The organism is Paraburkholderia sp. SOS3 (assembly GCF_001922345.1).
GTDB lineage: Bacteria > Pseudomonadota > Gammaproteobacteria > Burkholderiales > Burkholderiaceae > Paraburkholderia.
The window spans coordinates 4,247,960-4,272,665 of sequence record NZ_CP018811.1; the positions used below are offsets into that span (position 1 = coordinate 4,247,960).

Annotated in this window: 24 protein-coding genes; 5 read left to right on the forward strand and 19 right to left on the reverse strand. The window is 62.6% G+C overall.

Annotation, left to right across the window (positions count from 1 at the left end):
• Positions 1–5: 5 nt before the first annotated feature.
• From BTO02_RS18915 to BTO02_RS18935, 5 genes are all read right to left on the reverse strand, one after another.
• Entirely contained in the window at positions 6–557 is a 552-nt protein-coding gene (locus tag BTO02_RS18915; protein ID WP_075158322.1) for a shikimate kinase, read from the reverse strand.
• 96 nt (positions 558–653) lie between these two features.
• Positions 654–2,285 carry a type IV pilus secretin PilQ gene (locus BTO02_RS18920; protein ID WP_332262266.1) on the reverse strand — a complete coding sequence of 544 codons (1,632 nt, stop codon included), beginning with the start codon at positions 2,283–2,285 and terminating at the stop codon, positions 654–656.
• Between the two features lie 23 nt (positions 2,286–2,308).
• Positions 2,309–3,268, reverse strand: coding sequence for a hypothetical protein (locus tag BTO02_RS18925; protein WP_075158324.1), 960 nt, complete (start codon positions 3,266–3,268; stop codon positions 2,309–2,311).
• Positions 3,265–3,963, reverse strand: coding sequence for a fimbrial assembly protein (locus tag BTO02_RS18930; RefSeq protein ID WP_198039161.1), 699 nt, complete (start codon positions 3,961–3,963; stop codon positions 3,265–3,267). Before BTO02_RS18930 ends, BTO02_RS18925 begins: the two co-directional genes overlap by 4 nt.
• The gene (locus BTO02_RS18935) at positions 3,960–4,973 is read right to left on the reverse strand and encodes a pilus assembly protein PilM (RefSeq protein ID WP_075158325.1); all 1,014 of its coding nucleotides are present in this window, start codon (positions 4,971–4,973) and stop codon (positions 3,960–3,962) included. Before BTO02_RS18935 ends, BTO02_RS18930 begins: the two co-directional genes overlap by 4 nt.
• A 303-nt stretch (positions 4,974–5,276) precedes the next feature.
• On the opposite strand from BTO02_RS18935, the gene BTO02_RS18940 reads away from it, so the two are divergent.
• The gene (locus BTO02_RS18940) at positions 5,277–7,679 is read left to right on the forward strand and encodes a penicillin-binding protein 1A (RefSeq protein ID WP_075158326.1); all 2,403 of its coding nucleotides are present in this window, start codon (positions 5,277–5,279) and stop codon (positions 7,677–7,679) included.
• 172 nt (positions 7,680–7,851) lie between these two features.
• Here BTO02_RS18940 and cyaY read toward each other — a convergent pair whose 3' ends face one another.
• On the reverse strand, positions 7,852–8,169 hold the full coding sequence (cyaY, locus tag BTO02_RS18945; protein ID WP_075158327.1) for an iron donor protein CyaY: 318 nt from the start codon (positions 8,167–8,169) through the stop codon (positions 7,852–7,854).
• A 36-nt stretch (positions 8,170–8,205) separates the two neighbouring features.
• Here cyaY and lptM point away from each other — a divergent pair, with 36 nt between their 5' ends.
• Both lptM and lysA read left to right on the forward strand, forming a co-directional pair.
• Positions 8,206–8,523 (forward strand): LPS translocon maturation chaperone LptM, encoded by a 318-nt coding sequence (lptM, locus tag BTO02_RS18950; protein WP_075158328.1) that lies wholly within the window; start codon positions 8,206–8,208, stop codon positions 8,521–8,523.
• Positions 8,524–8,567: 44 nt separating this feature from the next.
• The gene (gene lysA, locus BTO02_RS18955; protein ID WP_075158329.1) at positions 8,568–9,830 is read left to right on the forward strand and encodes a diaminopimelate decarboxylase; all 1,263 of its coding nucleotides are present in this window, start codon (positions 8,568–8,570) and stop codon (positions 9,828–9,830) included.
• 63 nt (positions 9,831–9,893) lie between these two features.
• On the opposite strand, the gene msrQ is transcribed toward lysA, so the two are convergent.
• The 5 genes from msrQ to BTO02_RS18980 form a co-directional block, all read right to left on the reverse strand.
• The gene (msrQ, locus tag BTO02_RS18960; protein WP_075158330.1) at positions 9,894–10,637 is read right to left on the reverse strand and encodes a protein-methionine-sulfoxide reductase heme-binding subunit MsrQ; all 744 of its coding nucleotides are present in this window, start codon (positions 10,635–10,637) and stop codon (positions 9,894–9,896) included.
• An 18-nt stretch (positions 10,638–10,655) separates the two neighbouring features.
• Positions 10,656–11,657, reverse strand: coding sequence for a protein-methionine-sulfoxide reductase catalytic subunit MsrP (gene msrP / locus BTO02_RS18965; RefSeq protein WP_075159012.1), 1,002 nt, complete (start codon positions 11,655–11,657; stop codon positions 10,656–10,658).
• A 209-nt stretch (positions 11,658–11,866) separates the two neighbouring features.
• Positions 11,867–13,066 carry a c-type cytochrome biogenesis protein CcsB gene (gene ccsB / locus BTO02_RS18970; protein WP_075158331.1) on the reverse strand — a complete coding sequence of 400 codons (1,200 nt, stop codon included), beginning with the start codon at positions 13,064–13,066 and terminating at the stop codon, positions 11,867–11,869.
• Between the two features lie 49 nt (positions 13,067–13,115).
• Entirely contained in the window at positions 13,116–15,326 is a 2,211-nt protein-coding gene (locus BTO02_RS18975) for a cytochrome c biogenesis protein ResB (protein ID WP_075158332.1), read from the reverse strand.
• Positions 15,327–15,563: 237 nt separating this feature from the next.
• A complete protein-coding gene (locus BTO02_RS18980; RefSeq protein ID WP_075158333.1) occupies positions 15,564–16,217 on the reverse strand; it encodes a c-type cytochrome in 654 nt (217 codons plus the stop codon).
• 333 nt (positions 16,218–16,550) lie between these two features.
• Here BTO02_RS18980 and yihA point away from each other — a divergent pair, with 333 nt between their 5' ends.
• A complete protein-coding gene (gene yihA / locus BTO02_RS18985; RefSeq protein ID WP_075158334.1) occupies positions 16,551–17,216 on the forward strand; it encodes a ribosome biogenesis GTP-binding protein YihA/YsxC in 666 nt (221 codons plus the stop codon).
• A gap of 322 nt (positions 17,217–17,538) precedes the next feature.
• Positions 17,539–18,537: a porphobilinogen synthase gene (hemB, locus tag BTO02_RS18990; protein WP_075158335.1), complete on the forward strand. Its 999-nt coding sequence runs from the start codon at positions 17,539–17,541 to the stop codon at positions 18,535–18,537.
• Between the two features lie 246 nt (positions 18,538–18,783).
• Here hemB and dsbD read toward each other — a convergent pair whose 3' ends face one another.
• From dsbD to rpmJ, 8 genes are all read right to left on the reverse strand, one after another.
• Positions 18,784–20,691: a protein-disulfide reductase DsbD gene (gene dsbD, locus BTO02_RS18995; RefSeq protein ID WP_075158336.1), complete on the reverse strand. Its 1,908-nt coding sequence runs from the start codon at positions 20,689–20,691 to the stop codon at positions 18,784–18,786.
• On the reverse strand, positions 20,684–21,010 hold the full coding sequence (cutA, locus tag BTO02_RS19000) for a divalent-cation tolerance protein CutA (protein ID WP_075159013.1): 327 nt from the start codon (positions 21,008–21,010) through the stop codon (positions 20,684–20,686). The genes dsbD and cutA overlap by 8 nt, the downstream gene beginning before the upstream one ends.
• Before the next feature lie 251 nt (positions 21,011–21,261).
• Positions 21,262–21,657, reverse strand: a complete 396-nt coding sequence (rplQ, locus tag BTO02_RS19005) for a 50S ribosomal protein L17 (protein WP_075158337.1) — start codon at positions 21,655–21,657, stop codon at positions 21,262–21,264.
• A gap of 198 nt (positions 21,658–21,855) precedes the next feature.
• Positions 21,856–22,833 carry a DNA-directed RNA polymerase subunit alpha gene (locus BTO02_RS19010; protein WP_027199071.1) on the reverse strand — a complete coding sequence of 326 codons (978 nt, stop codon included), beginning with the start codon at positions 22,831–22,833 and terminating at the stop codon, positions 21,856–21,858.
• A gap of 124 nt (positions 22,834–22,957) precedes the next feature.
• On the reverse strand, positions 22,958–23,581 hold the full coding sequence (rpsD, locus tag BTO02_RS19015) for a 30S ribosomal protein S4 (protein WP_075158338.1): 624 nt from the start codon (positions 23,579–23,581) through the stop codon (positions 22,958–22,960).
• Between the two features lie 155 nt (positions 23,582–23,736).
• Positions 23,737–24,141 carry a 30S ribosomal protein S11 gene (gene rpsK / locus BTO02_RS19020; RefSeq protein ID WP_017777173.1) on the reverse strand — a complete coding sequence of 135 codons (405 nt, stop codon included), beginning with the start codon at positions 24,139–24,141 and terminating at the stop codon, positions 23,737–23,739.
• Positions 24,142–24,168: 27 nt separating this feature from the next.
• A complete protein-coding gene (gene rpsM, locus BTO02_RS19025) occupies positions 24,169–24,534 on the reverse strand; it encodes a 30S ribosomal protein S13 (RefSeq protein ID WP_075158339.1) in 366 nt (121 codons plus the stop codon).
• A 41-nt stretch (positions 24,535–24,575) separates the two neighbouring features.
• On the reverse strand, positions 24,576–24,692 hold the full coding sequence (rpmJ, locus tag BTO02_RS19030; protein ID WP_004199844.1) for a 50S ribosomal protein L36: 117 nt from the start codon (positions 24,690–24,692) through the stop codon (positions 24,576–24,578).
• Positions 24,693–24,706: the final 14 nt, after the last annotated feature.

The following is a 24,706-nucleotide window of genomic DNA, read 5'->3' on the forward strand; positions in this document are numbered from 1 at the left end:
CACAATTATGCTGCGGGTGGTTTGCCGACGCCCGCCATCTCGAGCTGCATCAGCACCATATTGACGAGGCCGCTCACCGACGGCCGCCCGGTCTCGATCACGAAGTGCGCACATTCGCGGTAAAGCGGGTCGCGCACCTCGAAGAGCGCTTCGAGCTTCGCTTTCGGGTCTTCGGTCTGCAGCAGCGGGCGATTCTTGTCGCGCCGCGTGCGCAGCCACAGGTCGTGCGGATTCGCGCGCAGATAGACGACCAGCCCGCGATTGCGCAACGCCTCGCGATTCTCGGGCCGAAGGATCGCGCCGCCGCCGGTCGCGAGCACGATGCCCGCGCGGCCCGTCAGCTCTTCGATCACCTGCGCTTCGCGTTCGCGAAAGCCGGCTTCGCCTTCGAGCTCGAAAATCACCGGAATACGGGCACCCGTGCGCTCCTCGATCTCGTGGTCGGAATCGAAGAACGGACGATCGAGCCGCCTCGCCACGGCGCGGCCGACGGTCGTCTTGCCCGCTCCCATGAGCCCGACGAAAAATACATTGGCGTGTGCGTCCCGCTCTTGCAACGGTGTCCTCTTACTCAGTCCGGTTGGGTTCGTGCGCAGCTTACTGGCAAAGCGGCCGGCTTGTCGAGCCTGCGGCCCGGCGCGCGCGGCGGCGCGTCAATTCGTCTGGACAACGGTCGGTGTGATGAAAACCACCAGTTCGCTACGCGCGTCCCGATGCGCGCGATGGCGAAAAAGCGCGCCTAGAACCGGTATTTTGCCCAGGACCGGCACGCGAGTCACATCGTCGCGATCGTCGGTCTCGTAGATTCCGCCGATCGACACCGTACCGCCATCCTCGACCTGCACACGCGTTTGCACGTGTTTCGTGTTGATCGCGGGGCCAGCGGCCGTCTGCTCGCCGACGCTATCTTTCGCGACGTCGAGGTCCAGCACGACTCTGCCGTCCGGCGTGATTCGCGGTTCGACCTCGAGCTTCAGGCTCGCGCGGCGAAACTGCACGCCCGATACGCCTTGACCGACCTTCGCCTGATACGGCAATTCCGTGCCCTGCTCGACGATCGCCTTCATCCGGTCCGCGGTGACGACGCGCGGACTGGACACGATCTGCCCGCGCCCTTCCGCTTCGAGCGCGCTAAGCTCGATGTTGAGCAGGCGCGTGGCGCGCGCGGCGAACAGCGTCAAGCCCGCCGTTGCTGCATCGAAGCCGGAGATCGGCCGCGCCGACAGATCGTGGATCGCACCCTCCTTGCCGGCCGTTATACCGACAGCCGAGCCGTCCTCGCTCGTGGCCGCCATCGATAGCTTGACCCCCAGATTGCGCGAAAAGCCCAGTTCGCCTTCGACGATACGCGCTTCGATCATCACCTGCCGCGTCGGCTGGTCGATCGCCTCGACCAGTTCCGCGATGTCGTCGAGACGCGCCTGCAGATCGGTGATGAAAAGCAGGTTCGTGCGCGGATCGGCGATCACCGCGCCGCGCTTCGACAGCACGCGCTGGTTGCCCGAGCCGGTCAGCATCTTGCGAACCTCGTCCGCGTGCGCATAGTGCAGTTCGAACGTGCGGCTCGCGAGCGGTTCGAGATCCGCGCCGCGCGCGTGCGCTTCGAAGCGCTGCCGCTCGCGGGCCGCCAGTTCGGCAAGCGGCGCGACCCAGATCACGTTGCCGCGCTGCTCCATCGCAAGCCCGTTGACATCAAGCAGCGTATCGAATGCGGTGCGCCACGGCACCTTGTCGAGGTGCAGCGTGACGGTAGCGCGTGCCTTGCCGCTCGCGATGATGTTCAGGCCCGTGAACTGGGCGAAAGCATTCAACACGGCGCCTAGTTCCGCTTGCCGGAAATTCAGCGAGATCGGCCGGTCGGGCGGCAAATTGTCCTCTACGGGACGGCTCGACGCAGTAGTGAGTCGCGACAGCGGCGCGAGCGGCACGGGCGGGCCCTCGAGCGCGGTCTGCGAGTCTGCCGTGCGAGGCAGTTCCACGCGTGGCGTCGACGCGCCGTTTGCGGCGATTCTTCGCGGTGCGGCCTCGTCGTCATACGCAATGGCCGATGCGTCGCCAGATAAATCGGCTTGCGCGGATTCATCGCTCGCAAAGTTTCCGTTAAACGGATTACGGGCCTCGTTGGAGGCGAGTTGCGGCAGGGGCGGTACACCGGCCGGTGCAATCGCCTCGTTAAGCGGCAACGCCTCAGGGAACGACTCAGGGAACGACTGAGGCAGCGACTCAGGCAATGGCGGCAGCGATGCATACGCAACCGAACTCGCCATCGCGGCCGACACGAGCATGGACCTCACGCAATATCCGGCCTTCATTGCACCGCTTCCTCGAACGTCAAACGGTGTTCGCTTCCATCACGCGCGGCCAGCGTAATGCCGAACCCGTCGACGCGCGCGACGCTGTCAGCGCCGACACGCTGTCCGGCCTCGAGCGTTGCTTCGCCATCGGGCGTCTCGACGAGCCCGAGCCCACGCGCGAGATCGTAAAGGAGGCCGACAAGGCGCACACCGACCGTATCCGAATCGGGCATGCGCGCGTCGAATTGCAAAGGACGCGCGAAAGGGTCGTAGAAAACGATATCTTCGTCATCACCGTTCGTCAGGTCTTCGTTCTGGCTTTCGGGCTGATCGGACGGACGAAGCGCATCGAACACGTTGAGCGTCGTGCTGACCGACACCAGGCCGCCTCCCGCATCGCCGGTCTGCCTGATCAGCAGCTCTCCTGGCACGATCAGCACGGGCAAGCTCGGCAGCGCGCGCATGAAGGCCAGCAATTGCGAGAAACTCGCCAGCGCCGTCATGCGCAACGGACGCATCGCATCGATGCCGGCCCCCGTTACCGCACCGGGTTCGAGCGCGAGCAACGTGATGCCGCCGCGCACCGCCAGTTGCGACACGATGCGCACGTCGTCGGTCGAAGCCCCGCTTTCCGACGCCCGCGCCGGACTCGCAAGGTTTTCTGCGCCGGCGGATGCGCGTAGGGCCGGCAGTTCGCTGACAGCACGCTGTGCGCCGTGAAGGCGCCGTCGCGACTCATCAGCGAGTGCACGCATCGCTTGCACGCCCGTGAAGTCCGCCGCCATCCACGCGTTCGCGCCAGTCGCAAACGTCGCGATTGCAATCAGACTTGCGGGCAGAAACCGGAACAGCAACGGACTTCGCCCACGCCACCTGCGCAGCGATGCGCTCAGCGCAAAAGAACCCGCTGCCCGATGCTGTTGCGCTCTTGCCCGATCGATCGGGCCGAGGCGGCCCGTAAGCGTCGTACTCATTTCAAACCTCGCATGTGAGCGCCTCGTTCCGTACGCGCTGCGGCAGGCGCAACATTGCGCACCGTCGGTTCACGCGTACCTTCCCATTCGAGGCGCGCCGAAAATTCGATTGCGCCACTCGCGTTTTGTCCGGCGCCGTGCATCGCTGCCGTCGCGCGGCGCTGGTCCTTGACCTCGGCGTCCTTCACACCGCGTATCGCGGCTAGACGTTTTACCCACGACGCCGGTGCCGCATGATCGTGCGCACTCGCAAGCAGTTCCGTCTCGTGCTCGCGCTGGCGCAGCTGCCGCAAACTCACCTTGTCATCGGACTCGCTGCTTAATGCGTCAAGCAGCGATAGCAGATGAACGAGCGGTTTCGAGTGCATCGCCGCGTGCTCCGCGCGCATACGCGCTTGCTCGGCGGCGCGCGCGAGACGCTTATGCTCGGCGAGCGGCGCCGACAGTTGCGCGAGCGAGCGCTCGAACGATGCACGCCCGGCATCGAGCCGCACACGTTCGACAGTCTGCCAGGCCGCCAGTATCAGCACTGCCACGCATCCGGCGGCGATCCCCGCGAAGACTTCGACGATACGGCGCCGCCGTTCGCGGCGCGCGGCGAGCTGCCGATGCGGCAGCAGATTGAATCCGCCTGTCCGCACCGGCCGCACACGCTGCGACGGCACAACGCCGGCACGCAACGCGAGCCGCTTCATTCGTACACGCCGCGCACGGCGAGTCCGAACGCCACCGCGGATGCGGGATCGTGCAGCAGATCGGTTTCGAACGGGACGGCGACCTGGCCCAGCAGCGTGCATTCGAACGGGAACACCATGCAGCCGAGTACGTCGCCGATATCGGCAAGCGACATCGAGACACCGTCGAGCAGATCGACATCGCCCGCCACGAACACCGTCGAAAGCCGGGCACCCTCGGCGAGGTCGCGCAGTGCATCGGCAAGACAGCCGTGCTCGGGCGACGGATAGTGCATCCAGGCCACGACCGTGTCGTCGGCAAGGCGCCAGCCATAGACGCCGTCGCCGCCGATCCAGAGGGCTGCGTACGCGTCGCCCGGCTCCAGTTCCTGCGTCGCCGAATAGCGCATCGCGCGTAGCGCCGCATGCGGTTCGCCGTCGATCGCGGTCAGCGTGATGCCGGCAATCGCCGCGCATTCGATGCGCGCCTCGACATGCTGCCTCGCGGTGGCGGCAATCGTGACTTCGCCGCCTCGCAGCGCCGACCTGTCGACATACCAGTCAACTGCGAGCGCGTGCCGCTCGACGCCGGCGATGCGTTCGATCTCTATCAGCACAGCGGGCTCGAGTGCGCTCAGCATGTCGCCTTCCGCGTATTCGGCGACCGGCCTGCGCGAGCGCGTGCGCCGCGTGGCCGGCGCGAGCTGTTGAAGCTGCTCGAGCGGCACGCTCGCCGTCAGCGTGGCCGAACCCGGAATCGCCATTGCACATCGCAGCGAAAGCAGGATGTGTTCGGACGGCATGCAGTCGAACACATCGAAGAGCGCCTGTGCGACCGCCGGCCGATCGACGATCTCGGCGCCCGCCATCGCACCGGACCGCACCGGCATCGACGCGACACAATCGATACGCAGCGGCCCATTGCCGCATATGCCCCGACTCAGCACGACGAGCCGCACCGTTTGCGGCCCCAGGTCGATGCCAGCCGCGAACCGGCGCACCGCCATTTCCAACGAAGTTTTCAACGCCATCTTGCCTCCCTTTCACCAACCCGCGGACAACCCATTCGAACGCGGACAACGGAGAGGATTGTGTCGAGACTGTTTCGTCTGTGAAATTCGGCCGAATGGCTAACGCGCGCACAACGACTGCCCGGTCGTGCGCTGAGGGACTACAGTGATGTCATTCCGCGACGCCGTTCGCAACGCCGTTTTCAGCGTCGCAGCGATCGCCGGATGCTCCGATGGGCCTCGCCGATGGGCGCCGCAATGTAAGGCCACCGAAAGCTGACGGTGCGCGCGGCTATAATCGCGGGACTGGTTTCTGGTGGTCATATGCAACAAACGTCGAATCCGTCTTCTTCGCCTGCGGCGCCTCGCAAACGCAAGCGTCCGTTGTGGCTCACGCTCATCTTCGGTTTCGTAGGCCTTATCTTCGCCGGCATCCTGTGTGTCGCGCTCGTGCTCGGCTATGCGCTCGTCGTCGCGACGCCGAATCTGCCTTCGCTCGAGGCGCTCACCGACTATCAACCGAAAGTGCCGCTGCGCATCTATACGGCCGACCACGTGCTGATCGGCGAGTTCGGCGAGGAGCGGCGCGACATCGTGCACATCCGCGATGTGCCGGACAACCTCAAGAAGGCCGTGCTCGCGATCGAGGACGCGCGCTTCTACGATCACGGCGGCGTCGATCTGACCGGCATCGCGCGCGCGGGCTTCGTCGCGCTGACGAATGGGCACGCCACACAGGGCGCGAGCACGATCACGATGCAGGTCGCGCGCAACTTTTTTCTGTCGAGCGAGAAGACCTATACGCGCAAGGTTTACGAGATGCTGCTCGCGTACAAGATCGAGTCGAAGCTCTCGAAAGATCAGATTCTCGAGGTGTACATGAATCAGATCTATCTCGGGCAGCGCGCGTACGGCTTCGCGAGCGCCGCGCGCGTGTATTTCGGCAAGGACCTCAAGGACCTTACGCTTGCCGAATGCGCGATGCTGGCGGGACTGCCGAAGGCGCCTTCCGCGTATAACCCGGTCGTCAATCCGAAACGCGCGAAGGTGCGTCAGGAGTACATCCTGCAGCGCATGCTCGAGTTGCACTACATCACGCAGCAGCAGTTCGACGATGCGGCGCGCCAGCCTTTGGTCGTGAAGGGCGCGGGCAAGGAATTCAGCGTGCACGCGGAGTACGTGGCCGAAATGGTCCGCCAGATGATGTACGCGCAGTACCGCGAAGAGGCCTACACGCGCGGGCTCAATGTGGTCACGACGATCGACTCGGCCGATCAGGACGTCGCCTATCGTGCGCTGCGCAAGGGTTTGATGGACTACGAACGCCGGCATGGCTATCGCGGCCCGGAAGCGTTCATCGATCTGCCGGCCGACGCCGACGATCGCGAACAGGCCATCGACGACGCGCTGCTCGAACATCCGGACAACGGCGACATCTACGCGGCGGTCGTCACCGCGGCGAACCCGAAGCAGGTGCAAGCCACATTGATCGGCGGCAACTCGGTGACGATCACCGCGAGCGGGCTCCGATACGCGGCCTCCGCCCTGAGCGCGCGTGCGCAGCCGAACCAGCGGATCCGGCCCGGCGCGATCGTGCGCGTGGTCAAGAACGACGACGGCGACTGGTCGATCACGCAGTTGCCGCAGGTCGAAGGCGCGTTTATCTCGATCGTGCCGCAGGACGGAGCGATCCGCGCGCTGATCGGCGGCTTCGATTTCAACAAGAACAAGTTCAACCACGTCACCCAGGCGTGGCGGCAGCCGGGTTCGAGCTTCAAGCCGTTCATCTATTCGGCGTCGCTCGAAAAGGGCCTCGGGCCCGCGACGGTGATCAATGACGCGCCGCTCTTTTTCAGCGCCGCCGAAACGGGCGGCCAGGCGTGGGAGCCAAAAAACTACGGCGGCGGCTTCGACGGTCCGATGACGATGCGCACCGCGCTGCAGAAGTCGAAGAACCTCGTGTCGATCCGCATCCTCAATCAAATCGGCACGAAGTACGCGCAGCGCTACATCACGCAATTCGGCTTCGACGCCGATCGCCATCCGGCGTATCTGCCGATGGCGCTCGGGGCGGGCCTCGTCACGCCGCTGCAGATGGCAGCCGCCTACTCGGTGTTCGCAAACGGCGGCTATCGCGTCAATCCGTATCTGATCGCGGAAGTGACCGACCAGCGCGGCGTCGTGGTTGCCCATGCGCAGCCGCTCGTCGCCGGGCAAAGCGCGCCGCATGCGATCGAACCGGGCAACGCGTATGTGATGAACAGCCTGCTGCAAAGCGTCGCACAACGAGGCACGGGTGCGAAATCGAACGTGCTGAAGCGCACCGACCTCGGGGGCAAAACCGGCACGACCAACGATTCACGCGACGCGTGGTTCGCCGGCTACCAGCACACGCTGACCGCCATCGCATGGATCGGCTACGACAACCCGCGCAGCCTCGGCGACAAGGAGACCGGCGGCGGGCTCGCGCTGCCGGTATGGATCGAATACATGGCGCGCGCGCTCAAAGGCGTGCCCGAGTACAAGATGCCGATGCCCAGCGGCGTCACGACGATCGGCGACGAGTTGTATCTCGACGCATTTACGCCGGGCAATGGCTTTATCGCGTCGGTCGGCGTCCCGCAAGCGCCCGCCGACGAGGTCGCAAGCGGAACCGAGGGCGCCGCGCCGCAGCAGGTCGGGGAGCAGGAGAAGCAGGACATCATGAACCTGTTTCGCGGGCACTAGCGGCACACTAGCGGCACACTAGCGGCACACTAGCGGCACACTAAGGGCACGCTAAGGCCACCCTCACGCGCCCTTACACAACCCGGCGAGAGCAAGGGCACGTACCGCGTGCCACCTGCGAAGCAACGCATGGGCAGAAGCAGGTCACGCAATGCAAGTCAAGCGGGGCAGATCAAGGCGCGATTTGCACCGGTTCGCCGGCTTGCTGCGTCGCGTAGTCGGAAAGCGCCGTAAAGAATTCGGTGCCGTTGCGCGTATCGCGCCATGCCCCGTCGACGAAGCGGAAGTGGTAACCGCCTGACTTCGCCGCGATCCAGATTTCCTGCATCGGCGGCTGCAGGTTCACGATGATCTTCGTGCCGTTCTCGAATTCGAGCGTCAGAACATTGCCGCTGCGCTCGAACTCGATATCGGCGTCGGTGTAGTCGAGTGCGCGCTCGACGGCGGCCAGCACAGCTTCTGCACGAGCCAGGTAATCACTATCGGACATGCTAAACTCCAGCGGATTCGTTACACAGGGACAGTCATGCGAGCCGTTTTCCGGATGAGCGCGATTGTAGCGGCTTTGTCCATTCTCGCAGCCGTCGTGCTTTCCGGCTGCGGGCAACGCGGCGCGCTCTATCTGCCTACCGTACCGCCGTTGCCGCCAAAGCCGCAGGAACAGACGCAACCGCCATCGCCAGACGAGGTGAAGCCGACGCCGGAAACGGCGTCGACGGACATGCCGGACACCACCGGCGAACCGTTGTCGCTGTCGCCTGACGAAGCAATGCAGATGCCCGCGAGCGGCACCACGGCGCCGCAGCCGCAGCGTCCCGCATCGGGTGCTGCGCAGGCGCAATAAGCCCCTCGCTTGCCGAGACTTCAAGACCTCACCAAGACCTTCGCATGACTCGATCAGCCTTCGCCTATGTCGACGGCGTGCTGCACGCCGAAGGCGTGTCGGCCGTGTCGCTTGCCGAGCGGTTCGGCACACCGCTCTATGTCTACTCGCGCGCGGCGCTGACCGCCGCATGGCAAGCGTATGCAGGCGCATGCGCGGGCCGCCGGGCAAGCGTGCATGTCGCCGTGAAAGCGAACAGCAATCTCGCGGTGCTCAACGTGTTCGCGCGCATGAACGCGGGCTTCGACATCGTGTCCGGGGGCGAGCTCGCGCGTGTGCTGGCTGCCGGCGGCAAGGCCGAAAATACCGTGTTTTCGGGCGTTGGAAAGACCGCTTCGGAAATGCGCGAGGCACTCGCGGCGGGCGTGAAGTGTTTCAACGTCGAGTCGATTTCCGAACTCGATCGCCTCAACGAAGTGGCGGGCGCGATGGGCAAGCGGGCGCCGGTGTCGCTGCGCGTGAATCCCGACGTCGACGCGAAAACGCATCCGTACATCTCGACGGGTCTGAAGGCGAACAAGTTCGGCGTCGCGTTCGACGACGCGCGCGAGACCTATCGTGCGGCCGCGGCGATGCGGCACCTCGAGGTGGTCGGCATCGATTGCCATATCGGTTCGCAGATCACGGAAGTCGCGCCGTATCTCGATGCGATCGACCGTCTGCTCGAGCTTGTCGAACAGATCGAAGCCGACGGTTCGACGATTCGCCATATCGACGTCGGCGGCGGCCTCGGCATCACCTACGACGATGAAACACCGCCCGATATCGGCGTGTTCGTCAGCACCGTGCTCGATCGCATCGACGCACGCGGGCACGGGCAACGCGAGGTGTATTTCGAGCCGGGGCGTTCGCTTGTCGGCAACGCCGGCATTCTGTTGACCCAGGTCGAATTCCTCAAGCCCGGCGTCGAAAAGAACTTTGTCATCGTCGACGCCGCGATGAACGACCTCGCGCGCCCCGCGATGTACGAGGCTTATCACGCGATCGAACCGGTCGTCGTACGTGATGCGCCCAAGCATGTTTACGACGTCGTGGGTCCGGTCTGCGAAAGCGGCGACTGGCTCGGCCGCGAACGCGAGCTGGCCGTGGAACCCGGCGATCTGCTCGCGATCCGCTCGGCAGGCGCGTACGGCTTCGTAATGAGCTCGAACTACAACACGCGCCCGCGCGCCGCTGAAGTGATGGTGGACGGCGACAAGGTGCACGTCGTTCGCGCGCGCGAAGAGGTCAGGCAATTGTTCGCGGGCGAATCGCTGCTGCCGGACTAACGTAGCAAGTTCTCGACAAGGCGCTGAACGCGGCAACACCGGCGATCAGCGCCGCACCGCATCTCACCGCACCGCATCTCGCTGCGCAGCATTTCGCCGCGCTACAAGGTCACGCACCCACACGATCAGCCGCCATCCAAGCAGCGCAATCACGATCGCGCCGTAGATTTTCGGCAAGATCAGATCGTGCTTGCCGGCCTTCATCCACCAGAAGTGCAGGATCGCGAGTGCAGCGATCACGTAGATCGCGCGATGCAGCACCTGCCAGCGGCGGCCGAGCCTGCGCACCATCGCTTTCGGCGACGTGACAGCAAGCGGAATCAGCAGCACGAACGCGGCAAATCCGACCGTGATGAACGGACGCTTGCCGATGTCCTTCAGAATCTCCGCGACGTCGAACCACTTATCGAACCAGAAGTACGTCGTAAAGTGCAGCGCGCCATAGAAGAACGCATAGAGCCCAAGCATGCGGCGAAACCGCAGCAACGGGTTGATGCCGGTCAGCTTGCGCAGCGGCGTGACGGCAAGCGTGATGCAGAGAAACACGAGCGTCCAGAGCCCGGTCGAGCGCGTGATGAACTCGATCGGATTCGCGCCCAGCTGACCGGTAAAGCCGAACAGCACGAGCCGTCCAAGCGGATAGAGACACGCGATAAATGCCGCGATCTTTGCCGGTACGACCCAGCGCGCGTTTCCCGCCGCGGCGCGCTTCTTTTTCGAGCCGGCTGCGCCGGCTTCGCTCGCGGCAGACATCGCTGCACGCGGCACATTGCGCCCGGACGATACCGTTTGCGTCTCGGTGACCATCTGCGTCTGCCTCCGCGCTCAAAAGTTCTTTTTCAGGTCCATGCCCTGATACATCGACGCGACGAATTCGCCGTAACCGTTGAACATCAGCGTCTTGCGCTTCGGCGTGAAGAAGCCGTCCTCGCCGATGCGGCGCTCGGTCGCCTGGCTCCAGCGCGGATGGTCGACGTTCGGGTTCACGTTCGAGTAAAAGCCATACTCGTTCGGCGCATAGGTGTTCCAGCTCGTCGGCGGCTGCTTGTCGACGAAGCGGATCTTGACCAGCGATTTGGCGCTCTTGAAGCCGTATTTCCACGGCACGACGATGCGCACCGGCGCGCCGTTCTGGTTCGGCAGCACCTGGCCGTACAGGCCCATGGTCAGCAGCGTGAGCGGATTCATCGCTTCGTCCATCCGCAGGCCTTCCGAATAAGGCCAATTGAGGATCGGGTCCGACAGTCCCGGCATCTGCGACGGATCGTCGAGCGTGATGAACTGCACGTACTTCGCGTTGCCGGTCGGCTGCGCGCGCTTGATCAGCTCCGCGAGCGGCACGCCGATCCACGGAATCACCATCGACCAGCCCTCGACGCAGCGATGCCGATACACGCGCTCTTCAAGCGGTGCGAGCTTCAGCAGTTCGTCGATGTCGTAGACCTTCGGGTTCTTGATCTCGCCTTCCACGCTGACCTTCCACGGCCGCGGCCGCAGCGTGCCGGCGTGATGCGCGGGGTCCGACTTGTCGGTGCCGAACTCGTAGAAATTGTTGTAAGTCGTGACGTCCTGAAACGGCGTCGGCTTGTCGACCACGACGAATTTCGGATTCGTGCGGGCCACGAGCTTCTGCGCGTTCGCATCGGGCGACGCGAACGCCGCATGCGCCTCCTCGTGAACGCCCGCGCCGATCAGTCCGCCCAACGCTGCGGCGCCCGCTGCCTGCAGCACGCGCCGCCTGTTCTCGAAGATCCGCTGCGGCGTGATCTCGCTGCGCGGAATGTCGTCGCCAGCCAGTCGCGACGTGTCGGTACGCTTGATCCACATATTGCTGCTCCTCGCGCGCCGCGTCGGGCGTGCCATTTCATCATCCGGTATACGGCGGAGGTTTCAGTCCAAAGTTTCGTCCGGAATTCCGCCATCTACTACTCCTGTTGTAGCAAACGAAAGGAATTCGGAAATCATCCCTCGCCACCATAAAAAAACCGCCGGTGCATCGCACGCGGCGGTTATTAGTCGGTTCGTGGGCACGGATATTACAGTTTTCCGTAACTATGCAGCCCGGAAAGGAACATATTGACGCCGAGGAACGCGAAGGTCGTGACGAGCAGGCCCGTCAGCGCCCACCAGGCGGCAACTGCGCCGCGCAGGCCTTTCATCAGGCGCATATGCAGCCACGCGGCGTAATTGAGCCAGACGATCAGCGCCCACGTCTCCTTCGGATCCCAGCTCCAGTAGCCGCCCCACGCTTGCGCGGCCCACAGCGCACCGAGAATCGTCGCGACCGTAAAGAACGCGAAGCCGACCGCGATCGACTTGTACATCACGTCGTCGAGCACATCGAGCGTGGGCAGGCGGTCGGAGAGCACGCCGCGCTCCTTCATCAGATAGGCGACGCCGACCATCGCCGACAGCGCAAAGCTGCCGTAACCGATAAAGTTCGCCGGCACGTGGATTTTCATCCACCAGCTCTGCAGTGCGGGCACGAGCGGCTGGATCTGCTGCGCATCGCGCGCGATTGAATACCACATGAGAAAGCCGACCGCCGCGCTGATCACGAGCAGCACGAACGCGCCGAGCGCACGCGTGTTGTAGTGCATTTCGTAATACAGATAGAAGAGCGCCGTAATCAGGCTGAACAGCACGAACACTTCATAGAGGTTCGAGATCGGAATATGGCCGACGTCGGCGCCGATCAGATACGACTCGTACCAGCGCACCATGAGGCCGGTGAAGCCCATCAGCACGGCCGCCCAGGTCATTTTGGAGCCGATCGCGGCACCCGAGGCGGAGCGCGACAGCAGGCCGATCCAGTAGAACAGCGTGGCGAACACGAAGAGCGCGCTCATCCAGAGGATGGCCGACTGGCTCGACAGGAAATACTTGAGGAAGAACGCGTGATCGGCGCGCGACAGGTCGCCGTGGTAAATGCCGATGGCCGCCAGCGAGAGCGCCGCGATGGCGATCATGAGCGGCCGCACGGGCTTCCAGCGCCAGCCGAGCACGACGAACACCGGCACCGCGCAGACCAGCACCAGTTTGTCGTAGTAGTTCATGAACGCGTGGTAGCGCGAGAGCGCAAACCCCGCGCCGCCCATGAGCGCCAGCGCGAACAGCCAGTCGAATGGCGTCAGCCGCTTCAGGAAGGGACGATCGTCGAGCAGGCCGGAATGCGATGCGATTGCGCCAGCACGCCGCTGCTTGAGTGTGGAAGAGGAAACTTGGGTCAAGTCCATGATCTTACCGGGTCGAATCTTGTGGGCCGGGTTGTAAGCCACGCTCCGTTTAAGCCGGGTGGCTGCCACCGCCGGACGCAGCGGACGCTACCGATTCGTCGACCAGCCTGGCGCCAAGCGCCGTGCCGACCGCGTCGCGCGTCTCTTTGAACTCCTTGTCGAAGTCGAATGTCTTGCGAGCACTCGACATCGCCATCACGACGTTGACGCCATGATCCGAGTCTTTGAGCCAGAACCACAGCCGCCGTTCACGCACGTAGAACATCGAGAAGATGCCGAGCACGAGAAGCAGGCTGCCAAGATACACGACTTTTTTACCCGGCGCGCGCGTCAACTGAAATACCGAAGCTTGCACCTGCTTGAAGGAATCGAGCTGCAGAAAAACCGGCGATCCGTACAAAAAGCTGTCGGAAATTGCGTTGATGGAGTTCTGCACGAAACGGCTCGACGCGTCGCCGGGCTGTACCGGCGCCTCGCCCGCCTGCGCGCGCGCGATTTGCCAAACGTCCCACATCGAGCCCTCGAGCATGCGCAGCAACAAACCTGCCGCCTTTTCCTGCTCCGCTTTCGGCACTGAATGATCGATGAACATCGCGATGGCCTGGAAACCGCCGGGGCCGTGCGGCTGTGCGTTCGGCTGGGCGCTCGCCGGAGCGGCGAGACTGCTGTCGGCGCCTGCAAAGAGGGTCAGGACACGTGCTGCGCTTTCTTCGAGATGCTGCTGCAACTCCGGCTCCGCATTCGGCACCGAGCGCTGCGCAAAACGACGCGCGGCTTCAGCGCGCGTCGCCGGATTTTCGAGCGCCGCGCGCAGGTTCATCCATTCCTTGACCGTGCCGCCTTCGTCGGCCGGGATGCGCAGATAACGGAACGGATCGTCCGGATTCGTGCGCATGCCGGCGAGAAACACACGGTCGCCGCCGACCTCGACGGGCAGCATGTAGTTGTTGTACTCGCGCGCCTGACCGTTCTTGTCGCGCACCTTGTACTGCACCGACGGGCCGACGTTGTGGAGATCGACCGGCTTCGACGTCTTGGCGCCGGAACCGAGGCGCTCGTCGAAGGCCTGCTTCAGCGTTTCGTGCTGCGCGACGCCGCGCGCGTCCGTCTGGCCGTTGCCGTTCGTGATGTTTTCGACGTTGATCGCGCGGAAATCGGCGAATTCGACCGTTTGACCATCCGAGCCCGGAATCGCGTCCGTCAGCGGTGTCGAGTTGCCGATCGTGCCGTCGAACGGAACCGGTTTCGCGCTTGCGCCCGTCATCGGGAAGGCGGTCATCTTCATCTCGGAGCCGCCGTCCTGGAAGCTCGACTGATAGATCGACACGCCGTCGTACTCGAATGGCTTGTTCACTTCGACACGCGCGGGAATCTGCTTGCCGGTCTTGTGATCGATAACAACGATGTCGCTTGCGAAGAGCTTGGGCATCCCCGTCGAGTAGTAGTCGACGATGAACTTGTTCAGCTGGATCGAGAACGGCAGGTCCTGAATCAGCGAGCCGTTCGGCTGGTTCAGGATCGCGGTCGACACATGCTGCCCTTCGGGCACCCATGCATAACCGCGGAACGTCGGATTCGATTGCGACAGCCGATGCTCGGGCGGAATCTCGTTGATCACCGTGTTGCTGTTGATCGGCGTCTTGTCGAAAAGCCACATTTGCAGCCTGATCGGCAGATTGCTGTCGAGCAGGCCACCAATGCAGATGATGACGATCGCAAGGTGTGCCGAGATGTAGCCGAGCTTCGTCAGCGCGCCGCGCTTCGCGGCGATCAGCGTCGCCCCTTCGGACTCGCGCGTGACGAACCGGTAGCCGAGCCTGACGGACAGTTGCGTGAGCGTCGTAACGGCTTGCGCGCGCGTCTGCGTCACGGCGAACTCGCCTTTGTGGTGAAACGCGCGCAGGCTCGCTTCGCGTACCTTGTCCTTCCAGCTCTTCGTGTCGGCGAGCATCTTCGGCGCGTTGCGGATCACGCACAACGACACCGACGCGATCAGAAAGCCGAGGATCAGCATGAACCACCACGCGCTGTACACGGTGTAGAGGCTCAATGACCGGAAGATGTCCGCCCAGAACGGGCCGAACTGATTGACGTAATTCGGATACGGGTCGTCCTGTGTGAGGACCGTGCCGATGATGCTCGCGATCGCGAGAATCACCAGCATCGCGATTGCAAAGCGCATCGAACTGAGCAACTCGATGGCTTCGCGCGCGACTCGCTGGCGCGATTTCGACTGCAGACCCGATGTGGTAACGCTCATTCAAACTCCAACTGAACAGCAAAAAAGGGTGCAGGGCCATCGCATCGTGGCGACGCCCTCACCCTTTTCTTGTTTTTTTGCCGGCTGATGCGGCGTGTCGCCGCGGCTTCATGTACCGCTTCATTTACCGGTTCAAGTACCGTTTCGCTACACAACTGCAGCGCACCGCAAAACGGCCACGAGTTTCGGCTCGCCCCGCGGCTCGCCGCGCAACGCGACTTGCGCGCGGACGCTAGCTTAATGCAAACCGGCCATGTAATCAGCGACGGCCTTGATCTCGCTATCGGACAGACGCTGCGCAATCTGATGCATTGCCTCGTTGTTGTTGCGCGCGCCAGGCCCTTGCTGGAACGCCGTCAACTGCGCAACAAGGTAGTCGGACCACTGCCCCGATACGCGCGGATACTGCGACGGAATGCCCTGGCCTGTCGGCCCATGGCAGCTTGCGCAAGCCGGCACGCCCTTGTCCGCAATGCCGGCCCGATAAATCTTCTGCCCGAGCGGCACCGTGTTCTTGTTGTGCGCGTAACCGGGCTTCGGCGCTTGCGTCGCGAAATACGCCGCGACGTTCACCATGTCCTGATCCGACAACGCGCCTGCAATGCCTGCCATGATCGGATTGTTACGCGCGGGCTGTTTCGCGCCCGGTTGCGTTTTGAAATCCTTGAGCTGTTTGACGAGGTACTCGGGATGCTGCCCGGCGAGCTTCGGATACGCGCCGCCCGCGCTGTTGCCATCCGCACCGTGACACGAAGCGCAAACCTGCGCTGCGATTGCCTGCCCCCGATTCAAATCCGGCTTCGACTGATCCGCTGCTTTTGCCTGTACCGCCAAACCTGAAAGACCTGCTGCTGTGTGAAGCACCACCAGAATCCTGCCCAGTCGATTCATTCGCACACCCTGTTTCGTCTTGTGGGAATTAGAGGTTCTGCAAAATACGACGGCGACCGAATTACCTGATTGAATTACCTCGCAACCCCAGTCACGTATTGAGCGCGCGCCTGATAACACTTTGATCCACGCGACACTCCACAGGTTTTCAGTAAACCATCGTATTGTACAATAACTCGCTAATCGCCAAGACGCCAGTCGGGCTTGCCCCGGCGGCTATCGCGCCTGCTTCTGTAGCGCGTTTTGCGGTCTGCATTTGCATCCCGCTTCTGCGCGCAGTTTGTACGCCCAGTTTCTTCGCCCCTTTGCTGCGTCCCGTTCCCGGTCTCCTCCATGCCCTTTCTGCTCCACCAGGCTCGCTTTTTCACCACTGTCAATCATTTGCGCGATCTGCCGCCCTCCGCGCAGCCTGAGATCGCGTTTGCCGGGAGATCGAACGCGGGCAAATCCACGGCGATCAATGTGCTATGCAATCAGAAGAGGCTCGCGTTCGCGAGTAAAACGCCGGGACGCACGCAGCACATCAATTACTTTTCGGTGGGGCCGGCCGAGGAACCCGTTGCGCATCTGGTCGACCTGCCGGGCTATGGCTACGCCGAGGTGCCGGGTGCGGCAAAAGCCCATTGGGAAGCGTTGCTGTCGACTTACTTGCAAACGCGCGCGCAACTACGCGGGATGATCCTGATGATGGATTCCCGGCGACCGCTCACCGAACTCGACCGGCGGATGATCGAGTGGTTTGCCCCGACCGGCAAGCCCATTCATACGTTGCTGACCAAATGCGACAAATTGACGCGTCAGGAAAGCACCAACGCGTTACGCACGACAAAGAAGGGGTTCGCAGAGTATCGCGCGGCCGGCTATCAGGGCGAACTCTCGGCACAACTCTTTTCGGCGCTCAAGCGAACGGGTCTCGAGGAGGCCCATGAACTGATCGAAAGCTGGATTGCGCCTGATGCCGTGGACGATCCCGCAGCGAATCCGACGGGCGAAGCATGACGTAGCAGGCTTGAGCGACGGCGCTGCAGCGCGGGGCCGTGCCGTAATAGCGTGGTCGCCTGTCGATCACTGCGCTGCAGCGTTCTGCACACACTTTGGGAACCACGGCGCACAGCGCGCGAGTTCGGTCGAGCATAAAAAAACCCGCCGCATGTAGACGGCGGGCTAAACAGCCTAATCGAATAACGACAGGCACCCGCTCAGGGAGGAGAAGCGGGGAGGTTGGCGCAGCGCGCCTCGCTCGATCGGTATGATATACCATTGTCTCAAAAAGTTTCTGGCAGCCAGACGCCCTCCGTTTCACATTCGCACGAGTTTCGATATGAGTTTTTACCCGCATCACCGTCCGCGCCGCATGCGCCGCGACGAATTCTCGCGCCGCATGATGCGCGAGAACGTTCTCACCACTAATGACCTGATATATCCCGTGTTCGTCATCGAGGGCAACAATGTGCGGCAAGCGGTGCCGTCGATGCCCGGCGTCGAGCGCGTATCGGTCGATCTGTTGATGGGTGTGGCCGAGCAATGCGTCGAACTGGGCGTGCCCGTGTTGTCGCTGTTCCCGGTCATCGAACCGTCGCTGAAGACGCCGGATGGCCGCGAGGCCACGAATCCCGCCGGTCTGATTCCGCGTGCGGTGCGCGAGCTGAAGAAGCGCTTCCCCGAGCTCGGCGTGCTAACCGACGTTGCACTCGATCCTTACACGAGCCACGGCCAGGACGGCGTACTCGACGAGTCCGGTTACGTGATCAACGATGCGACGGTCGAGATCCTGAGCGAGCAGGCGAAGGCGCAGGCTGAAGCCGGCGTCGACATCGTCGCGCCATCGGACATGATGGACGGCCGCATCGGCGCGATTCGCGAGATGCTCGAGAGCGAAGAGCATATTCATACGCGGATCATGGCGTACTCGGCAAAATTCGCGTCGGCCTTTTATGGTCCGTTTCGCGATGCAGTCGGTTCCGCGGCGAATCTCGGCAAGAGCAACAAGATGACGTATCAGCTCGATCCGTCCAATTCAGACGAGGCGATGCGAGAGATCCGTGCCGACATCGACGAAGGCGCGGACATGGTGATGGTCAAGCCCGGCATGCCCTACCTCGATATCGTGCGCCGCGTACGCGACGAGTTTCATTTCCCGACGTACGTGTACCAGGTAAGCGGCGAGTATGCGATGTTGAAGGCAGCCGCGCAAAACGGCTGGCTCGACCATGACAAGGTGATGATGGAGTCGCTGCTCGCATTCAAGCGCGCCGGTGCGAACGGCGTGTTGACGTACTTCGCGCTCGATGCTGCGAGATTGCTTCGCGCTCGGAAGTGAGCGGCGATTGTTGAGGCTTTGTCGCGGATCGCGCGCGGCTGCCGAGGGCGGGCGCGCGTTGTCGATGCGATCGTGATGCGATCGGCGAAACATCACGGTTCGACCTGTCTCAGGTCAATGACGCGATGAAAGGCAGGACATTCTCGAGGATGCCCTGCCTTTTCTTTCGACATGGCGCACCGCGTTCTGGCGAAGGGGATTCGCCCGCAAGCCGCAACTGACGACGGCGACGGCGCCGCGTGGGACTCAAGACTGCGGCAATTGTTTCCCGGCTGCGACGCGGTCGAGGCTACGCAGAAACGTATCCGCCGATTCGTAGCCGACCACGCGCAACACTTCCTTCCCATCCCGATTGAAGAAGATGATGCCTGGCGGCCCGAAGAGATTAAAACGCTTCAACAGTGCCTGATCGTCGGCATCGTTTGCGGTGACGTCGGCACGCAGCAGCGTCAACTGCTTCAAGCGCGCACTGACGCGCGGGTCGCTGAACGTGAACTTCTCCATCTCCTTGCAGCTCACGCACCAATCCGCGTAGAAATCGAGCATCGCGGGCTGTGCGGCGGTCTTCACCATCTGGTCCAGCTGACCGGACGAACTGACTGGCGCGAACGCGAGGTCGCTTGGTGCCCTTGCGGCGTCACCCACTCCTTGCGCGCCCGCGCCCCCGGACGCACGGCTCGCAAGCAACGCGAGAGGCCGCAGCGGATCGGTCGAACCAGTCGCGATGCCAACCAGCAGCACTGCCGCCCAGATCGCGCACGCAGCGCCGATGCCGCGTCCGAGACCGCGCCAGAGTGCTTTGCCATTGCCCGAATGCCGCGGCGGCGAGAATAGCCCCAACGCCGCCGCTGCGATCAGTAGCCACAACACGCTCAACAGCATCTGTGCAGTACCGCCGAGCACGGGCCACACGATCCACAGTGCAGCCGCCAGCAGAACGACGCCGAAGAACACTTTCACACTGTCCATCCATGAGCCAGCGCGCGGCAAAATCGTGCCCGCGCCCAGACCGATGATAAGCAGCGGCACGCCGAGCCCGATTCCCATCGCGAACAGCGCGGCACCGCCGAGCGCGGCGTTGCCCGTGTGCGCGATAAACGCGAGCACCGCAAAGAGCGGTGCCGTCATGCAGGCGCCGACGACGAGCGCTGACAGCGCGCCCATCGCCGCGACGGCCGCAAACTTGCCGCCCGATCGCCGCTCCGACGCTTTCGACACCCCGCTTTGCCAACGCTGCGGCAACGCGATATCGACGCCGGCGATCAAGGTCAGCGCAAACGCCGTTAGCAGGACCGCGAACGCGCCGAGTACCCACGGGTTTTGCAGCCACGCGCCGAGGCTCTGCCCAACAAGGGCCGCCGCAATGCCGAGCGCCGTATAGACGAGCGCCATACCGATCACGTACGACACCGACAGGCCGAAGCCGCGCGCGCGCGTCACGCGCGCGCCCTCACCGATGATGATTGCGGAAAGAATCGGAATCATCGGGTAAGAACACGGCAGGAGGCTCAGCACCATACCGGCGACGAAGTACAAGCCGACGATGGCGAAGAACCCACCGCCTTGCAGCAACGATTGCGCGTAGTCCGCGCTCGTCGCGCGTTCGTACCAGCTCGTCGAGGCGGATGTGTCTATCGCGGATCTGGTCGCCTGCATGGCGCTCGTCGTCGCGCCGGCGCCTGCCGCCTGGAGCGCCGCGCCACTCACGTGATACACGCGCTCCATCGGTGGGTAGCAGATGCCCGCGTCGGCACAACCCTGTGACGTGACCGCGAGATCGAACGCTCCGTTTGCCTGCTTCACCGGAATGCGAATGGTCAGTTCGCCACGATAGGTTTCGACGTTCTTCTGGAAGGTCTCGTCGAACTTGACGTGACCGGCCGGCAGTTGCGGAGCACCGATCGTCGACGTGCCGTTACGAACCGCAAACGAAAAACGCTCGCGGTACATGTAGTACCCGTCCGCGATCTTGTAGTGGACGTCGACTTCGCCGGGCTGTTCAGTCGCGCTGAATTTGAATGCGACGGCAGGGTCGAGGAAATCGTCAGCGGCACGAGCCGCGCCGACCGAGAACAGCGTGATCAGCAGACACGTGAAAAGCAGTCTGGCAACACGTATGACACCGAGCAAAGGCGAATTGAGGCCGTTAAACATGGATGGGACGTTGAGTTTCCGCGTTGACCCACTGCCCATACGCGGCCGACGCGATCGCTTGCCACGAGAGGATTTCCGGGGTGTCGTAAGGATGATGCGACAGGATGAACTGCTCGAGTTCCTGCGCCCGGGCGATGCTGGTCTTGAACAGCAACTGGATTTCGTCGGCTGATTCGATCTTGCTCTGCCAGTGAAAGCTCGAACGCGTGGCGCCGAGTTGCGTTGCGCATGCGGCAAGCCGCGCGGCGAGGATCTCCGTCGTCAGCTTTTCGGCGATGGTCGTGTCGGGCACCGTGGTCATCATCAGGATCACGTTCATGATTTCCGACGCCTCCTTCACCGGACAAAACAGCGGTACAAAATTCGCTTCCGCTATCGTATCACCTTGCTCCATCGAGCTTTCGCGGCGAACCAGCGGGTAGACTCTTGCCGGTCACTTGTCAGTCGACCGGCAGGCAAAGCAAAGCGCCTGAGGCACAGAGGCCGAAGCCGAGAGTGGGAGCCGAAAGCAAAAAACCAGGCGCAAGGCCTGGTTTTCGTGTTTCTTCGTATCAGCCGACGACAGCGAGCTTATTCAGCTTCCGCGACGTTCTCGGCTTCAACCGGCTCCGGACGGTCGAGCAGTTCGACGAGCGCCATCGGTGCGTTATCGCCGACGCGGAAACCGAACTTCAGGATACGCAGATAGCCGCCCGGACGGTTCGCGAAGCGCGGACCGAGTACATCGAACAGCTTCGTGACCGAGTCACGATCGCGCAGACGGTTGAACGCCAGACGGCGGTTAGCCAGCGACGGCTTCTTGCCGAGCGTGATCAGCGGCTCGACGACTTTACGGAGTTCCTTCGCCTTCGGCAGCGTGGTCTTGATGACTTCGTGCTCGATCAGCGAATTGGACATGTTACGGAGCATTGCCAGACGGTGGCTGCTCGTGCGGTTCAGTTTCCGCAGGCCATGACGGTGACGCATTTCAATTTCCTTGATTCGAAGTTTTGATCCAGCTCTTCTATCGCACGTCGCTTCTCATGCCGATGAGAATGCGGTGTGCACGGGCCGGTAGAGAAAAACAGCAAGACGCGGATTTTAAAGGAAAATCCGCGTCTTCGCCAGTTGCGGTACTGCTGTCGTGCGCGCTGCTTGACCGCGCGCCACGACGAACTTGCCGATTTACTTGTCGAGACCAGCCGGCGGCCAGTTTTCGAGCTTCATACCGAGCGTCAAACCGCGCGAAGCGAGCACTTCCTTGATCTCGTTCAGCGACTTGCGACCGAGGTTCGGCGTCTTCAGCAGCTCGTTTTCGGTGCGCTGGATCAGATCGCCGATGTAGTAGATGTTCTCGGCCTTCAGGCAGTTTGCCGAACGAACGGTGAGCTCGAGATCATCGACCGGACGCAGCAGGATCGGATCGATCTGCGGTGCGCGCGACGGCGCTTCCGCCGCGGCTTCCGTACCTTCCAGTGCGGCAAACACCGACAGCTGGTCGACCAGAATACGCGCCGACTGACGAATCGCTTCCTCCGGCGAAATCACACCGTTGGTTTCGATGTTCATCACGAGCTTGTCGAGATCGGTACGCTGCTCGACGCGCGCGCTTTCGACTGCGTAGCTCACCCGGCGAACCGGCGAGAACGATGCGTCGAGCACGATACGGCCGATGATCTTCGCCGACTCTTCGCCGTAGCGACGCACGTTGCCCGGCACATAACCGCGGCCCTTCTCAACCTTGATCTGAACGTCGAGCTTGCCGCCCTTCGACAGATGCGCGATCACGTGATCAGGGTTGATCACTTCACAGTCGTGCGCGAGCTCGATATCGCCCGCGGTGACGACGCCTTCGCCTTCCTTGCGCAGCGTAACCGTCACTTCGTCACGGTTATGCAGCTTGAACACCACGCCCTTGAGGTTCAGCAACAGGTTGACCACGTCCTCCTGCACACCGTCCAGCGTCGAATACTCATGCACGACGCCTGCGATCGTCACTTCGGTCGGCGCATAGCCGATCATCGACGACAGCAATACGCGCCGAAGCGCGTTACCCAAGGTGTGGCCATAGCCGCGTTCGAACGGCTCCATGACCACCTTCGCGTGGCTTTCGCCCAACGATTCAACGGCGATAATCTTGGGTTTCAACAAACTGGTTTGCATAGGTTTTCCTTTTCAATACCCTCGGCTCGTTACACCGATAAGGCTGACCGGTAACAACCTGAAAATAAACAGCCGAGACACCCCCTTGCACAACGCAATCAGGGTACCCCGGCCGTTAATCCGATTAGCGCGAATACAATTCGACGATCAGGCTTTCGTTGATATCGCCAGCGATGTCGCTGCGTTCCGGCATCTGCTTGAACGTGCCCTCGAACTTTTTCGTGTCGACAGCGACCCAGCTCGGCAGACCACCTTGCTCAGCCAGCGACAGCGCTTCGAGAATGCGCGCCTGCTTCTTCGCCTGCTCACGCACCGCGACGACGTCGCCTGCCTTCACTTGCAGAGACGGGATGTTCGCGACCGTACCGTTGACGGTAATCGCCTTGTGGCCCACAAGCTGACGCGCTTCAGCGCGCGTCGAGCCGAAGCCCATACGATAGACGACGTTGTCCAGACGCGACTCGAGCAGTTGCAGCAGGTTCTCACCGGTGTTGCCCTTGCGACGGTCGGCTTCCGCGAAGTAACGGCGGAATTGGCGCTCGAGAATGCCGTAGATGCGCTTCACTTTTTGTTTTTCGCGCAGCTGCGTGCCGTAATCGGACGTGCGCGCACCCGATGTGCGGCCATGCTGGCCCGGCTTGCTGTCGAGCTTGCATTTGTCGGCGAGCGAACGGCGGGCGCTCTTCAGGAAGAGATCAGTGCCTTCACGGCGGGACAGCTTGGCTTTAGGGCCGATATAGCGTGCCACTTTGCGTTCCTTCTATGTTTGATCACGTGAACTCTCGTTCACGCTAGTCCGACCCCCTTGGGTCGAACGGTGGGCTTAGTCGATTCAATAAAACAAGTCGCCCGTCGCCACCGGTTCAACACCCGGCGGAAACAGGCGCAAGCAAAAAGTACGTCTTAGATACGACGACGCTTCGGCGGACGGCAACCGTTGTGCGGAACCGGGGTAACGTCCGAGATCGCCGTGATCTTGATGCCAAGGCCATGCAGCGCACGGACCGCCGACTCACGACCAGGACCCGGGCCCTTGATTCGCACTTCGAGGTTCTTGACGCCGTATTCCATCGCCACACGGCCCGCCGATTCCGCTGCAACCTGGGCTGCGAACGGGGTCGACTTACGCGAACCCTTGAAGCCCTGGCCACCCGACGTCGCCCAGGCAAGCGCGTTGCCCTGACGATCGGTGATCGTGATGATGGTGTTGTTGAACGACGCGTGAACGTGAACCACGCCCTCGGCGACGTTCTTCTTGACCTTCTTGCGAACGCGTTGCGCCGCGGTGTTGTTCGAAGCCTTAGCCATACGTTTTCCTGTAACTGTCAGTCTCGCTTACTTCTTCAGCGATTGCGCTGCGCGACGCGGACCCTTACGCGTGCGCGCATTGGTACGCGTACGCTGGCCGCGCAGGGGCAGGCCCTTGCGATGACGCACGCCGCGGTAGCAGCCGAGGTCCATCAGACGCTTGATGTTCATCGTCGTTTCGCGACGCAAATCGCCTTCGACGATGTACTTGCCGACTTCTTCACGCAGCTTTTCGAGGTCTGCGTCGTTCAGGTCCTTGACCTTCTTCGAAAATGCCACACCAGCGGCTTCGCAGATGATGCGCGAGCGCGTGCGGCCGATACCGTAGATAGCCGTCAGGCCAATTTCGGTATGCTGGTGGTTCGGGATATTCACCCCTGCGATACGAGCCATTGTTTTTCCTCAAACAAAAAGCGCAAGCAAAAGCGCGGCGTTCAGCCTTGACGCTGTTTGTGGCGCGGATCAGAGCTGCAAATCACGCGGACAACGCCCTTGCGCTTGATGATCTTGCAGTTGCGGCAGATGCGCTTAACCGATGCCATCACTTTCATGATATTACCCTTTT

Excerpts from the sequence above, each read along its gene's own strand:
- BTO02_RS18935 (WP_075158325.1), bottom strand. The coding sequence starts at position 4,973 with ATGGCGTTGAAAACTTCGTTGGAAATGGCGGTGCGCCGGTTCGCGGCT.
- BTO02_RS18925 (WP_075158324.1), bottom strand. The coding sequence starts at position 3,268 with ATGAGTACGACGCTTACGGGCCGCCTCGGCCCGATCGATCGGGCAAGA.
- rplQ (WP_075158337.1), bottom strand. The coding sequence starts at position 21,657 with ATGCGTCACCGTCATGGCCTGCGGAAACTGAACCGCACGAGCAGCCAC.
- rpsK (WP_017777173.1), bottom strand. The coding sequence starts at position 24,141 with ATGGCTAAGGCTTCGAACAACACCGCGGCGCAACGCGTTCGCAAGAAG.
- BTO02_RS18930 (WP_198039161.1), bottom strand. The coding sequence starts at position 3,963 with ATGAAGCGGCTCGCGTTGCGTGCCGGCGTTGTGCCGTCGCAGCGTGTG.
- msrQ (WP_075158330.1), bottom strand. The coding sequence starts at position 10,637 with ATGGTCACCGAGACGCAAACGGTATCGTCCGGGCGCAATGTGCCGCGT.
- cutA (WP_075159013.1), bottom strand. The coding sequence starts at position 21,010 with ATGAACGTGATCCTGATGATGACCACGGTGCCCGACACGACCATCGCC.
- cyaY (WP_075158327.1), bottom strand. The coding sequence starts at position 8,169 with ATGTCCGATAGTGATTACCTGGCTCGTGCAGAAGCTGTGCTGGCCGCC.
- rpmJ (WP_004199844.1), bottom strand. The coding sequence starts at position 24,692 with ATGAAAGTGATGGCATCGGTTAAGCGCATCTGCCGCAACTGCAAGATC.
- BTO02_RS18940 (WP_075158326.1), top strand. The coding sequence starts at position 5,277 with ATGCAACAAACGTCGAATCCGTCTTCTTCGCCTGCGGCGCCTCGCAAA.
- BTO02_RS18975 (WP_075158332.1), bottom strand. The coding sequence starts at position 15,326 with ATGAGCGTTACCACATCGGGTCTGCAGTCGAAATCGCGCCAGCGAGTC.
- hemB (WP_075158335.1), top strand. The coding sequence starts at position 17,539 with ATGAGTTTTTACCCGCATCACCGTCCGCGCCGCATGCGCCGCGACGAA.
- msrP (WP_075159012.1), bottom strand. The coding sequence starts at position 11,657 with ATGTGGATCAAGCGTACCGACACGTCGCGACTGGCTGGCGACGACATT.
- BTO02_RS18920 (WP_332262266.1), bottom strand. The coding sequence starts at position 2,285 with ATGCTCGTGTCGGCCGCGATGGCGAGTTCGGTTGCGTATGCATCGCTG.
- dsbD (WP_075158336.1), bottom strand. The coding sequence starts at position 20,691 with ATGTTTAACGGCCTCAATTCGCCTTTGCTCGGTGTCATACGTGTTGCC.
- yihA (WP_075158334.1), top strand. The coding sequence starts at position 16,551 with ATGCCCTTTCTGCTCCACCAGGCTCGCTTTTTCACCACTGTCAATCAT.
- lptM (WP_075158328.1), top strand. The coding sequence starts at position 8,206 with ATGCGAGCCGTTTTCCGGATGAGCGCGATTGTAGCGGCTTTGTCCATT.
- BTO02_RS19010 (WP_027199071.1), bottom strand. The coding sequence starts at position 22,833 with ATGCAAACCAGTTTGTTGAAACCCAAGATTATCGCCGTTGAATCGTTG.
- rpsM (WP_075158339.1), bottom strand. The coding sequence starts at position 24,534 with ATGGCTCGTATCGCAGGGGTGAATATCCCGAACCACCAGCATACCGAA.
- BTO02_RS18980 (WP_075158333.1), bottom strand. The coding sequence starts at position 16,217 with ATGAATCGACTGGGCAGGATTCTGGTGGTGCTTCACACAGCAGCAGGT.
- lysA (WP_075158329.1), top strand. The coding sequence starts at position 8,568 with ATGACTCGATCAGCCTTCGCCTATGTCGACGGCGTGCTGCACGCCGAA.
- ccsB (WP_075158331.1), bottom strand. The coding sequence starts at position 13,066 with ATGGACTTGACCCAAGTTTCCTCTTCCACACTCAAGCAGCGGCGTGCT.